12 protein-coding genes are annotated in these 12,699 nt (G+C 63.8%); 8 read left to right on the top strand and 4 right to left on the bottom strand.

Annotated elements, in window-relative coordinates; translation table 11 throughout:
• Positions 1–39: 39 nt before the first annotated feature.
• Both ACFY5D_RS08040 and ACFY5D_RS08035 read left to right on the top strand, forming a co-directional pair.
• Positions 40–1,530, top strand: a complete 1,491-nt coding sequence (locus tag ACFY5D_RS08040) for an APC family permease (RefSeq protein WP_387527421.1) — start codon at positions 40–42, stop codon at positions 1,528–1,530.
• A 75-nt stretch (positions 1,531–1,605) separates the two neighbouring features.
• Positions 1,606–3,042: an aldehyde dehydrogenase family protein gene (locus ACFY5D_RS08035; protein WP_387527418.1), complete on the top strand. Its 1,437-nt coding sequence runs from the start codon at positions 1,606–1,608 to the stop codon at positions 3,040–3,042.
• A 74-nt stretch (positions 3,043–3,116) separates the two neighbouring features.
• Here ACFY5D_RS08035 and ACFY5D_RS08030 read toward each other — a convergent pair whose 3' ends face one another.
• The 3 genes from ACFY5D_RS08030 to ACFY5D_RS08020 form a co-directional block, all read right to left on the bottom strand.
• Positions 3,117–3,710, bottom strand: coding sequence for a hypothetical protein (locus tag ACFY5D_RS08030; RefSeq protein WP_387527415.1), 594 nt, complete (start codon positions 3,708–3,710; stop codon positions 3,117–3,119).
• A gap of 193 nt (positions 3,711–3,903) precedes the next feature.
• Positions 3,904–4,071: a hypothetical protein gene (locus ACFY5D_RS08025; RefSeq protein ID WP_387527412.1), complete on the bottom strand. Its 168-nt coding sequence runs from the start codon at positions 4,069–4,071 to the stop codon at positions 3,904–3,906.
• 279 nt (positions 4,072–4,350) lie between these two features.
• The gene (locus ACFY5D_RS08020) at positions 4,351–5,949 is read right to left on the bottom strand and encodes a PucR family transcriptional regulator (protein ID WP_387527409.1); all 1,599 of its coding nucleotides are present in this window, start codon (positions 5,947–5,949) and stop codon (positions 4,351–4,353) included.
• A 102-nt stretch (positions 5,950–6,051) separates the two neighbouring features.
• Between ACFY5D_RS08020 and ACFY5D_RS08015 the strand changes: the two genes are divergently transcribed.
• From ACFY5D_RS08015 to ACFY5D_RS07990, 6 genes are all read left to right on the top strand, one after another.
• Positions 6,052–6,912: a hypothetical protein gene (locus tag ACFY5D_RS08015; protein WP_387527406.1), complete on the top strand. Its 861-nt coding sequence runs from the start codon at positions 6,052–6,054 to the stop codon at positions 6,910–6,912.
• A gap of 20 nt (positions 6,913–6,932) precedes the next feature.
• Positions 6,933–7,874, top strand: coding sequence for an ABC transporter substrate-binding protein (locus ACFY5D_RS08010; RefSeq protein WP_387527403.1), 942 nt, complete (start codon positions 6,933–6,935; stop codon positions 7,872–7,874).
• Positions 7,871–8,863, top strand: coding sequence for an amino acid ABC transporter permease (locus ACFY5D_RS08005; RefSeq protein ID WP_387527400.1), 993 nt, complete (start codon positions 7,871–7,873; stop codon positions 8,861–8,863). Before ACFY5D_RS08010 ends, ACFY5D_RS08005 begins: the two co-directional genes overlap by 4 nt.
• Positions 8,860–9,669: an amino acid ABC transporter ATP-binding protein gene (locus tag ACFY5D_RS08000; RefSeq protein ID WP_387527397.1), complete on the top strand. Its 810-nt coding sequence runs from the start codon at positions 8,860–8,862 to the stop codon at positions 9,667–9,669. Before ACFY5D_RS08005 ends, ACFY5D_RS08000 begins: the two co-directional genes overlap by 4 nt.
• 86 nt (positions 9,670–9,755) lie before the next feature.
• Entirely contained in the window at positions 9,756–10,868 is a 1,113-nt protein-coding gene (locus tag ACFY5D_RS07995) for a mandelate racemase/muconate lactonizing enzyme family protein (RefSeq protein WP_387527394.1), read from the top strand.
• Positions 10,865–12,010, top strand: coding sequence for an amidohydrolase (locus ACFY5D_RS07990; RefSeq protein WP_387527391.1), 1,146 nt, complete (start codon positions 10,865–10,867; stop codon positions 12,008–12,010). Before ACFY5D_RS07995 ends, ACFY5D_RS07990 begins: the two co-directional genes overlap by 4 nt.
• Before the next feature lie 122 nt (positions 12,011–12,132).
• On the opposite strand, the gene ACFY5D_RS07985 is transcribed toward ACFY5D_RS07990, so the two are convergent.
• Complete coding sequence (locus ACFY5D_RS07985; RefSeq protein ID WP_387527389.1) at positions 12,133–12,609, bottom strand: Lrp/AsnC family transcriptional regulator; 477 nt, start codon at positions 12,607–12,609, stop codon at positions 12,133–12,135.
• Positions 12,610–12,699: the final 90 nt, after the last annotated feature.

Genomic DNA, 12,699 nt, shown 5'->3' with positions numbered 1-12,699 from the left:
CGCAGGCTGTAGGTACACACGCTTCAAGGAGGAATCCCCATGGCAACATCGATCGAATCAACGGACACCCGGGCACCGGGCCTGGGCAAGCGCACGCTCGGCGTGCCTGCGCTGGTGTTCATGATCATCGCGGCATCCGCGCCGCTGACGGTGGTCGCCGGGGGAGTCACCAGCAACTACGCGGTCACCGGCGTGCTCGGCATCCCGCTGTCCTTCGTCGTGCTCGGCTTGGTCCTGCTGGTGTTCGCCGTGGGATACACGGCCATGAGCCAGCACGTGCAGAACGCCGGCGCCTTTTACGCCTACGTGGCCCGCGGCCTGGGCAAGCCCACCGGGATCGGCGCCGCATGGGTGGCGTTGGTCAGCTACAACGCGATGCAGATCGGCATCTACGGGATGTTCGGCTTCGCGCTCGCCGATTTCCTGGGCACGTCCCTGGGGCTCCCGGTCCCGTGGTGGGTCTGCGCCCTGATCGGCTGGGCCGTCGTGGCCATCCTGGGCGTGAACAAGGTGGACCTGTCCGCCAAGGTGCTGGGCATCGTCGTGGCCTGCGAATTCCTCGTTGTCATCGTCTACGACGTGCTGGCCTTCAAGGTCGCTCCCGAGGGAATCTCCACCGAGTCGCTGCAACCGGCAAGCCTCTTCACCGCCGGCGCGGGAGCCGCCCTGGCCTTCAGCATCGCCGCGTTCATGGGCTTCGAATCAGGCGCCATCTACGGCGAGGAAGTCAAGGACCCCAAGAACACCCCGCGGCGGGCCACGCTGATCGCGATCGGCATTATCGCCGTCTTCTACGCGCTCTCTGCGTGGGCCATGGCCGTTGGCGAGGGGCACAGCGCCGTCATCGAAAACTCCGCGGCCGGGCCCGGCCTGGTCTTCGGGTTCCTGGCCGCCCACACCCCGGGATGGTTCGTCACCCTCGGGAACCTGCTCTTCATCACCAGCCTGCTTGCCGCGTTGATCGCCTTCCACAACGTGGTTGCCCGCTACCTCTTCTCTCTGGGCCGCGAGGGAGTGCTGCCCGCGGCCATGGCCAAGACCAACCCGCGCACCCACGCACCGGTGGTCGGCTCGCTGACCCAGTCGGCGCTGGCCCTGCTGGTCCTGGTGGTCTTCGCCATCGCCGGCGCCGGAGCCGACGTCATGTTCCCCGTGTTCACGCTGTTCACCTGGCTCACCAACACCGGTGCGTTCGGGCTGGTGATGCTCATGGCGCTGACCAGCTTCGCGGTCATCGGCTACTTCCGCAGCGAACCACACGGGCTCGGAAAGTGGACCACAGTGGTGGCGCCGTCGATCGCCGGGATCGCGCTCGTCGTCCTCTTCGGGGCGATCGTGGCGAACTTCGACGTGCTGATCGGCCTTCAAGGCGCCAGCGTCCTGGGCTGGCTGCTTCCGGCACTCGTGGTGGCCCCCGGCGTCCTCGGCCTGCTGTGGGCGTTCAGGTTGCGCTCCACCCAACCGGCGATCTACGCCGGCGTTGGGCACGGCGGCGACCTGGCCGATGACGAAGATGTCGTGCAGCCCTAAACCACCGAGCGTTCAACGACCGCTTCAACAATCAAGACTTCCGGCAATCCAAGAGACAAGAAAAGGGAACGATCCATGAGCACCGAAACCAACACCGTTGCCACCTACGCCACTGCCGACGAACTGCTGGCCGCCATCCAACCGGCCACCGGTGGGCGCGAAATCCTTGACCCGGCCACCGGTGAGCTGGTGGGCCGTGCGCCGGAACACGAGGTTGCCGACCTTGAGGCGGCCATCGCCGCCGCCCATGCGGCACAGCCGGAGTGGGACGCGCTGGGCCACGATGCCCGCCGCGCCCTGATGAACCAGGCTGCCGACGCCATCGAGGCAAACGCCGAGGCGCTGGCGCACCTGCTCTCGCGCGAACAGGGCAAGCCGCTTAACGGGCCGAACGCCCGCTTCGAGGTCGGCGGAGCCGTGGCCTGGCTGCGTGCCGCTGCCGCATTCGACCTCGAGGCTGAGGTCATCGTCGACGACGGAACCACCTACGCCGAGATGCACTACCGCCCCTTCGGCGTCGTCGGCGCCATCGGCCCGTGGAACTGGCCGATGATGATCAGCGTCTGGCAGCTGGCCCCGGCCCTGCGCATGGGCAACACCGTGGTGATGAAGCCGAGCGAATACACCCCGCTGAGCGTGCTGGCCCTGGTCCACGTCATCAACCAGGTGCTGCCAGAGGGCGTCCTGCATGTTGTCGCGGGCGGCCGCGACGTGGGGCAGCTGCTGAGCACCCACAAGGACATCGACAAGGTCATGTTCACCGGATCGACGGCCACCGGCAAGGCCATCATCAGGTCCTCCGCCGACACCGTGAAGCGCCTGACCCTGGAACTGGGCGGCAACGACGCCGGAATCGTGCTGCCCGACGCGGACCCGAAGGCCATCGCGGAGGGCCTGTTCTGGGGCGCGTTCATCAACACCGGCCAGACCTGTGCAGCGCTCAAGCGCCTCTACGTGCATGCCGACATCTACGAAGACGTGTGCCAGGCGTTGACCGAGGTCGCCAAGAACATGCCGATGGGCGTGGGGCTGGACGAGGCCAACGTGCTTGGTCCGCTGCAGAACAAGGCCCAGTACGACATCGTCGACTCGCTGGTCCGCAAGGCCACCGAGTCCGGTGCCCGCGTGCTGCTCGGTGCCGACCCGCAGGCGGAACAGCCGGGCTACTTCTACCCGAGCACTCTGATCGCGGACATCGCCACCGACAACCCGCTGGTGGTCGAGGAACAGTTCGGCCCGGTCCTCCCGATCGTCAAGGTCGACTCGATCGAGCAGGCGGTGGCTCTGGCCAACGGGCTGGACGTCGGATTGGGTGCCTCCGTGTGGTCCTCCGACCGCGATGCTGCGCGCGCGGTTGCCGCACGCCTGCAGGCCGGCACCGTATGGATCAACAGCCACGGCGGCGTGGATCCGCGCATCCCGTTCGGCGGCGCCAAGACCTCGGGCTACGGCGTCGAGTTCGGCGTCGACGGACTCAAGGCCCTGGGCCAGCCGCAGGTCATCAACGGCTAGCTGCTCCGTTCCATGCCAGCAGAGGCGTTGTCTTCGCCGTCGTTTCAATTGCGACACCGAGGGCAACGCCTCTGCTATTTCACTTCCGCACGCTGTATCGCTGCCTGCTCAGCCAATACCGGTTCGGCGATGCTCTGCTGTTCGGGGGAGAAGGCGTAGAGAACTCCCGACTTCTGGGAAACCCACCACTTGCCGCATAGATGGGTGCTCTGGTTTTCCTGGCCCGTTGGCCACCAGTCGGCGCTCAGCAACGGCGTTTGGTATTGCTTGGCCACGACGTCGTCGATGTCACCGGGCTTGACGCCCTGCTCGGTCTTCAAGCCAGATGCGAGTTCCTCGGCCGTCGGCTTTCCGGCGGTTCCCAGTGCGTGGCAGGTTTCGGGCAACGCGCCGGCATATTTCATGCGCAGGATGCGTTCGTTGCCAGTGGTCCGCTGGACTTCCTTCAACTCCGTTGCCTGATCCGGAACCCAAGCAGGGACGACGTCCTTTTCCTTGCCTTCGGTTCCGGTCGCGAATTCGTAGCTGGAGGTCTTGTCGTACTTCGTTTCGATGCCCAAGGCCGAGCAGCCTGTCATGGCGAGGCCCGCCAATACTGTTGTGGATACCAACCCGAGCATCTTGAATCGGTTGGAGGCCACGGTGGAGCGCAGAGCGATACTTGTCATGCTTCCAGCCTAGAAACACCGGGACGCCGGGCACATCGGACCTGGGGTTCATGTTCCGGAGGCCGAACTAAGTCCCAGGGAGGAGTTCGCCCACCCGTTCCCCATCCGCAGGTACCAAAGCAAGGTACAGAACACGGAGCCCCGGGCCTCGACTTTGACGGGTTGTTGTCCGGGTGCAGGGGAAAAACGGACATCACGCCGGGTGATTCCCGCGTTCCTCGGCGGGTGACGGCGCGGTCTGCATCGGGAGGGTGCTCAGCGACTCGCGGATTTCGCCGATGCCCAACCCGAGCTTTGGCGCGGCGTTGGTGAAGACCCGCGGGCGCAGGCCGGTGCGCCTGAAGAAGTGCCGGTTGTTCAACCGACCCGACGAGGCAAGCAGGCCCTGCTCCTCCTAGTGATGCAGGGCCGAAACGCTGACCCCGGACTGTCCGGAAATGGTACCGATGGAAGCCCTGCCGGCCGGGAACTGTGCTTCCATGGCGCCACCCTGGGGGCGGGTCAGCTTGAATTCAAGCGTGCTTGAGTGCTTGCGACGAGGTGGTGCGGAAACGAGTGATGAAGCCGACGGCACTCCATAAGCAAGGGTTTTCCCCTGGTTGAACCGGCCCTCGATTCGCCCGCGGTTGGTCGTATCAGGTCAGCTGAACTCCAGCACATGGAGACTCAACCAGAGCAGCAGCGTATCCTCGGGCTGGTCAAGGTCGACGCCGAAGAGGTCGCGGAGCCGCTTGAGGCGGTACCGCAACGTATTTTGATGCAATGACAGTGCAGCTGAGGTTCGGGCCGAATCACGGGAGCAGTCGAGGTATGTCCGCAACGTTTTCGCGTACTCGGTGTTCGACTCGGCATCGTGGGCCGCGATTTTCCCGGCGGCAGGCGAGAGCAGGTGGGGCAGCTTGCGGAAGTGGGAAGCTAATTCCAGCAGGGCCAGCCGACTGCGGACATCCTGAGCGCACGCATAGGAGCTTGAATCGTTTCCCGAAGTGAGCATGAACAACACCATGTCGGCCTCGTGCCGTGAGCGGTTGATGTCCGATACCGTCATGACCGCTGAACCGGTTGCCACGCGCAAATCAACGGCGAGAGAAACCCGGGAACGTTCGGTCACCCGCCGGGCCAGCGCCTCGACGGGCCCGAAGGGGGAGGGATCGGTGCTTGCGAAAAGCGCGTAGACCGTGGTGCCCACAAGCACGCAGTGCGCGCCCCCGCGGTAGGTCTCGCACTCGGTTGTGACCAAGTCCAGCAGCCTGGTCAATGCCATCTCCGAGGCCTGTCCCATGGCCGGTTGGAAGGCGGCGACAACGAACGGGCCCGAACGACGCAGCCCGAGTTGTTCGGCGACCAGGGTGGCGTCGTCGCCGCCTTCCATGAGCTTGCGCAGCAAATCCGCGCGCTGCTGGCGGGCCAAATCGTAGGCGCTGCGGGCCCGCAGCATGTGCAGTGCGGCAATGTCCGCGGCCCGCACCAACGCCCGTTCGGCCGCCGAGTCCAAATCGCCGTTGACATCGACCACCCAGATTGAACCCAGCGGTTCCTTACCTGCCCGCACGGCTATGGCCAGCCGGTCCATTGCATCGTCCACCCCCTTGACCCGCACGGCGCCACGGGAACGAAAGACCGATGCATATTGCGCGGCATTTTCCGGAAGAAAGGGGACCTGGCGTCCAAGGATGCCTTGGCGGCGGTCATCGTCGATTGGCTGATGTGGCAGCGTTGAATACCCAAGGATCTGTTCCTGCAGGTTTTCGATGGTCGTCGCGCCGCCCACCATTGCGGCTATGGCGTTGGCCAAGGCAAAGAGGTCGCCGACGCCGAGCGTGGACAATGAGCTGTCGGCTTCGGCCGAGGCATTCAGCGCCGAACCGACAAGGGCGTCGAGTTGGAGCCAGCCCATTTCATCGTCGACCGTCAGCAGGGCAATGCCTGCCTGGTCCGCCGCGGCGATGGTGGCCCCCAGTTCCCGGCCGTATTGCTTGATGATCACCGCGCCGAAGCCTGCCACTGCCGCCTTGCGGATGACCTCCATGGTCTTTGGCTCGGCGGGATGGAGCCCCAAGCCCAGCAGGATCGAACCCGCAGGTGCCTCAAGTTCGGTGTGGGGGTCGTGCAATGTGGGGGAAACCAGCGAAAGTTTCGGGGGAGCGCCATGGGAACGCAGGGTGATTGCCGGGCTCGCCATGGCCCGCAAGAGGGCATGGATGGTGATGCTGTCGGGGGCCGTGGCAATCGAAGTCATGGGCCACAAACTATTCCATCTTGTGGCCAAGCACAATGGTTCGCCCAAAAGCTCATGCCGCGCACTGAAGCCAGGGCTTTGGAATGCATGGAGAGTAGACGCATGTCACTCATTCTTGATGCAGGCCCCATCGCATCCCAAGCGGCCAAGGCCGCCGCCGCAGCAGCAGCCAAAGCCGGCGTCACGGTTGTGGACGAACACGACAAGCTCAGGGAGATCGAAGAACTCCTCGTCAGAATCTGGGGCATGTCACCGCACGGGGCACCGATTCCCTTTGATTTGCTGCGTAGCATTTCACACGCCGGCTGCAACGTCACGGCGGCCTATGACAATGCGGGAGAACTGTGCGGGGCGGCGGTGGCAATCGTTTCACCCGGCGGGGCAGCGTCATACTCGCTGATCGCCGGCGTCCTTCCGGGAACCGGTGACAAGGGAGTCGGCTTTGCCCTGAAGCAACACCAGCGCGCCTGGTCCCTGGCCCGCGGGATCGAATCCATGACCTGGACCTTCGATCCGCTAGTCAGCCGAAACGCCCGATTCAACCTCACCAAGCTCGGGGCCGTGGCATCGGAGTACACGCAAAACTTCTACGGCGTGATGGAAGACGAAGTCAATGCGAACGACGAGAGCGATCGGCTGGTTGCCCTCTGGCCGCTGACCTCGCAGCGCAGCATCAAGGCCAGCGAAGGGATCGTGGAAGAGATCCAATTCGACGAAGCCACGCTGGGCAAGGCACGGGCCCACGGACCCGATGGAGCACCGCTCCTCTACGAAACCGATGAAGCAATGTGGTGCCGTGCACCAGGGGACATCGTCGAGTTGCGTGCCAGAGACAACAAACAAGCCGCCCAATGGCGGCACCAGCTGCGCGGGATCCTGGAACCCGCACTCGCCTCCGGCCATGTTGCAGACGGCGTGACCCGTAGCGGTTGGTACCGGCTAAGCAAGACCGATCAGGCATAACCCATCCGAAGGAGCACCAAATGCACCCCAAATTTCGCGCAGTAAAGTCCCTGACGGTCCTTGCCACGGCAGGACTGGCCCTCACCCTTGGATTGGCGGGCTGTTCGACGGCCGAAGCTCCGGCCGCGAGCGGACCGGCACTTCCCGAGGTCAAGGCCGACCCGGCCGTTGCGGCCCTGCTTCCCGAGCGCTTCAAGAACGCCGGAGTCATCAAGGTAGCATCCGACATCCCGTACCCGCCGATGGAGATGTTCGACGAGAACCAGCAGCTCACCGGCCTCGACTACGACCTGGCCCAGGCCCTTGGCGCAAAGCTCGGCGTAAAGCTCGAACTGCAGACCCAGGCCTTCGACAGCATCATCCCGTCGCTGCAATCGGGCAAAAACGACATCATCATCTCCGGCATGAATGACACGGTTGAGCGCCAGCAGACGCTGGACTTCGTCGACTATTTCCACGCCGGATTCTCCATCCTGGTCCCCGAGGGAAACCCCGGGAACATCACCACCGTCCTTGACCTGTGCGACAAGCCTGTGGCGGTGCAGAAATCCACGATCCAGGCCAAGATCCTGCGCGGCTACGACCAGAAATGCATCGACAGTGGCTCCAAGCCGATCCAAATCTCCGAGCTGCCCATCGAAACCGACGTGCAGACCGCGGTCCGCTCCGGCAAGGCCATTGCCGACGTCGTGGACTCCGCTGTTGCGGCCTACGCCGCCCAGACCGCTGGCGGCGGGAAGATCTTCGACATCATCAACGATCCGGCAAACCCCGCCGGCTACGAGCCGGTCCACACCGGAATCGGTGTGCTGAAGAAGGACTCGGACCTTTCCGAAGCGCTGCTTGCCGCGCTTAAGGCAATCATCGCCGACGGCAGCTACGAAACGATCCTGGCCAAGTACGAGCTCACGGATTACGCCGTCAAGGAAGCCGGCATCAACCTGGAAGCCGACAAGAAATGAAACAGGTCACCGCACCAACCTCGCAGCGCGAGGTCCCGGCGGGGCCCGGCACAAACACCGGGGATGCGGACGGCACCGAAGACATCGTTGCCATCCCGTTGCGCCACCCGTGGCGCTGGGTCGTTGCGGCGTTGCTCCTGGCCAGCTTTGTGTTGCTGGCAATCTCGCTGTGGATCAACCCCAACATCGACCACGCCACGATCACCAACTACATCTTCAACCCGCGGATCATCAACGGCGTGGGTCTGACGATCCTGATGACCGTCGTCGCAATGGTCATCTCCACCATCCTCGGCGTCCTGCTGGCCATCATGCGGCTGTCGCACAACCCGGTGATGAACGCCTTCGCCTGGTTCTATGTCTGGGTTTTCCGCGGCACCCCGCTGCTGATCCAGATTGTTTTCTGGGGTTACCTGGGCCTGCTCTACGCTCAAATTTCGCTGGGCATCCCGTTCACCGACTTCAAGGTGTTTTCCATTGACACCAACACCCTGGTGCCCGCCTTCACCGCCGGCCTGCTGGCGATGACGCTGAACCAGGCGGCATACTCGGCCGAGATCATCCGCGGCGGCATGATCTCCGTGGACACCGGCCAGCACGAGGCCGCTTCCTCCCTTGGCATGTCCCCGACGTTCACGCTCTTCAAGGTGGTGCTCCCGCAGGCCATGCGCGTGATCATCCCGCCCATGGGCAACGAGACGATCTCGATGCTGAAGAACACCTCGCTGCTTTCGGTCATCGCCGTGCTGGAGCTTTACACGGTGGCAACCCAGATCTCCTCGCAGAACCTGCGCCAGGTGGAACTGCTGATCGTTGTCAGCTGCTGGTACCTTTTCCTCACCTCGGTGCTTTCGATCCCGCAGTACTACCTGGAACGCCACTACGGCAAGGGCAACTCCCGCCAGCAGGCGCCCACGCCGATCGGTTGGCTCAAGGCAGCCTTCCGCCCGACCCCGACCCACGCAGCCGTGAAAGGAACCAAGCCATGACCGAGGCAAGCACCTTCCCCGGGCTTCAGCAGGCCCCGGCACCCGTCCAACCCTTGCTTGTTGCCAGCAATGTCCGCAAGCACTATGCGGGCGTCGAGGTGCTCAAGGGTATCTCGCTGACAGTGAACCCCGGCGAAGTGATGTGCCTGCTGGGCCCGTCTGGGTCCGGCAAGTCCACCTTCCTGCGCTGCATCAACCACCTGGAGCGGATCGACGGCGGAAGGATCTCCGTGGGCGGCGAACTCATCGGTTACGCCCGGCGGCAGAACCGCATCTTTGAGATGACCCCGCGGGAAGTTGCCAAGCAGCGCCGCGGCATCGGCATGGTCTTCCAGCGCTTCAACCTCTTCCCGCACATGACGGCCCTGGAAAACATTTGCGCGGCCCCCGTGGGGGTCAAGAAGCTGCCCAGGCAGCAGGCACAACAGCGCGGCATCGAATTGCTGGACCGCGTGGGGCTCGCCCACCTGGCCAAGGCGTATCCCGCCCAGCTCTCCGGCGGGCAGCAGCAACGCGTGGCGATTGCCCGCGCACTTGCAATGGACCCGCAGCTGTTGCTCTTTGACGAGCCAACCAGCGCCCTGGACCCGGAACTTGTCGGCGATGTCCTGGATGTCATGCGCAAGCTGGCCGCCGACGGCATGACAATGATCGTCGTGACCCACGAGATCGGCTTTGCCCGCAGCGCCGGGGATTCGGTGGTGTTCATGGACGGCGGGGTCGTCGTTGAATCCGGCGCACCGCAAGAGGTGCTGGACAACCCGCAGAACCCGAGGACCATCGCTTTCCTCGAAAGCGTCATGTAGTCAAAGGGGGCGGTGTGCCACCGCCCCCTTTTCCCTTGCCAACGATTGCCAAACGGCCGCCCGAGACGAATAGAGAGCCCTTTTCCATGAAGATTTCCCGTGCCACAGTCACCCTGATCGATGTACCGCTGCTTGAACCATTCGTGGTCTCCTATGCCTCGTATGATTCGATGCCGAGTATTATCCTGAGGCTCGAAACCGATGACGGTCTGGTTGGGTATGGCGAAAGCGTCCCGGATGAGATGATCACCGGAGAAACCCCCACCGGCGTGGTCGAGGCCCTGAAAACCAAGCTGGTCCCGGCGATTCTGGGCATGGACCCGCGCGACATCACAGCGGTGCACCAACAGCTCGATGGGGTCTTGCATGGTTGCGGCGCGGCGAAGGCGGCAATCGACATTGCCTGCTGGGACCTGGCCGGAAAGGCCGCGCAACGACCCATCTATGCGCTGCTGGGCGGGCGCCGGCCCGAACAGCCGACCATCGCCAAGGTGATGAGCATCCTTGCACCGGAAGTCCTTGCAGAACAGGCCATCCAAGCCCGCAGCCAGGGATACCGGCACTTGAAGATGAAGCTCGGCGGCAAGGACGGGCTGGACATTGAACGGGTGCGCGCGGTGCGGTCCGCGATCAACGATGACTTGGACATCCGGGTGGATGCCAACCAGGGGTGGAGCGATATTGCCACAGCCCGGGAAATGATCCAGGCCCTCGAACCGTACCGGATCGACTGGGTGGAGCAGCCGATCCGTGCAGGTGACATCGATGGTTTCCGGCATTTGCGCCAGCACACCAGCGCCCGTCTGATGGCCGACGAGGCAGTGGTCGACGCCGACGACCTGGTTCGATTCGTCCGCGACCGCTCGGTCGACATGGTCAACCTCAAGCTCATGAAGAGCGGCGGGATCACTCCCTGCCACCGCTTGGCCACGCAGGCTGAACTGGGTGGGCTGAAGGTGCAGATCGGATCGATGTTGGAGACCAGCATCGCCTCCGCGGCCGGATTCCATCTTGCGCTCAGCCACCCCAACATCGTTTCCACCGAGCTCTCGGGACCGATGAAGTTCACCAAGGAACCCGGAAACCTCCAATTCATCCTGCCCGAGGTCCAGATCACCGAGGGGCCAGGCCTGGGTATCGAGGTGGATCGGGGTGTTCTTGCGGAGCTGACGGTGAATGAATGTGAAATCAGCCGATGACGGGGGATGGACTCCGGCGCCGCCGGATCCACGAAATATGGACCCAGCTGCATAACCATCCCGAGCCCAGCATGCAGGAGTTCGCCACGGCGGACTACCTTGCCGAGTTGTTGGGTGGAGCGGGCATACGGATCACCAGATTTGCTTCGTTCCCCGGCTTCACCGCCGATGTGGGAGAGGGCGAGCCCCGGGTCGGGTTCAGGGCCGATATGGACGCCCTGCAACAGGTAGTGGAAGAGACCACCAAGGCCGTCCATTCTTGCGGGCATGACGCGAACATGGCCGTGGTGGCCACGGTGATGCTCGAGCTGGCCGAGAAGGCGGAACGGCTGGAAGGTGCGGTCCGCGCGGTCTTCCAACCGGCGGAGGAGTTGGGCAACGGGGCAGAGCTCGTGGCGCGGCTGGGTGTCACCGACGGATTGGAATATCTATTCGGCGTTCACCTGCGGCCGCAGAACGAACTCCCGGCCCCCTGTCTGGCCCCGTCCATATCCCACGGAGCCTGCCTCTTTGCCGTCGGCACGATCACCGGGGAGGACCACCACGGGGCGAGGCCGCACCTCGGGGCGAATGCCGTGGACATCGCGCTGGAGATCTCCGCCGGGGTGCAGCGACTCAAGGTCGATCCGCAAATCCCCAGTTCGGCCAAGATGACCATGCTCCGGGCCGGGGGCGAGAACCTCAATGTCATCCCGGGCAACGGAACTTTCGGTCTGGACCTCAGGGCCCAAACCAACGAGGCCATGTCTGTACTTCGGGATGGCCTGGTCCGGGTCTGCCGTTCGGTGGAGGCCTCAACGGGATCGACGATCGAGCTCGACTTCCGCGATGAGGTGCCGGCCGCGGTGATCGGAATCCAGGCCGAGGAGATCTTGGCGCAGGCCATCACCACGACGCTTGGCAGCGAGTACCTGCGCCCCAGGGTCGTCACCTCCGGATCCGATGATTTCCACTTCTACACCCGACGCAGCCCGAGTCTCCAGGCTTCCATGCTCGCCGTCGGCGCCAATGTCCAGCCCGGTCTGCATCACCCGCGGATGAGCTTTGATCATTCGGCCTTGGACCGCGCCGTGGGCGTGATTCTCGAGGCCAGTCAGCTGGCACTGGCCAGTTCAAAAACATCTGTGGTTTCGACCGACTGAAACTATCGATCGGGTGCCGGCACCGCGTCGATTGCCAGCTTCGAAGGCCGTTCCATCCGCCGGGCCTGCACATGGAACGGCCCTATCCAGCGTGGTTAGCTCATGAAAAACGTTGCCTCCGTTTACCGAGCGGGCTTGAGCAGGCCTTGGAGAAGCGGCTGAATCCGGTAGGGGAGGTGTTCCTTGAGTGCCAGTGATGTCTCGGTGCGAAGCACGCCGCGGATGCGCAGGATCGAACGCAGGGTGCGGTGCAGGTCCTTGGTGTCTTGGGCGACGACGCGGCACCATACATCGCCGCGTCCCGAGATTTCGTGGACTTCCAGCACCCGGTCCAAGGACCTCAGTGCCGTGAGCACCGGGTCAAGTTCGCGGTGCGCCACTTCCAGGGTGATGAAGCCCAGGACGTCGAATCCGAGGGCGCTCAGGTCTACGTCACGCCCGCCGGATCGGAGCACGTTGCGGCTCTCGAGGCGACGCATGCGCGAGGAAACGGTGTTTCGGGCAACCCCGAGTGAATCGGCAATATCGCCGATTTGGCTTCGGGGGTCTTCGAGCAGGTGAAGCAGAATCCCGACTTCGATCTCATCCAGTACGCTCACGCTGCATCCCATTCTGCTCGTCGAAGCACCAAATCTGATCATGATGATCAATGATTGCCGATTAGTTGAATTATAGGCATCAAGTACTGC

This window comes from Paeniglutamicibacter sp. NPDC012692 (genome assembly GCF_042901625.1).
In the GTDB taxonomy this organism is placed as follows: domain Bacteria; phylum Actinomycetota; class Actinomycetes; order Actinomycetales; family Micrococcaceae; genus Paeniglutamicibacter.
The sequence above is the reverse complement of the archived record's forward strand: the minus strand, read 5'-3'. Positions and strand labels throughout refer to the sequence as shown.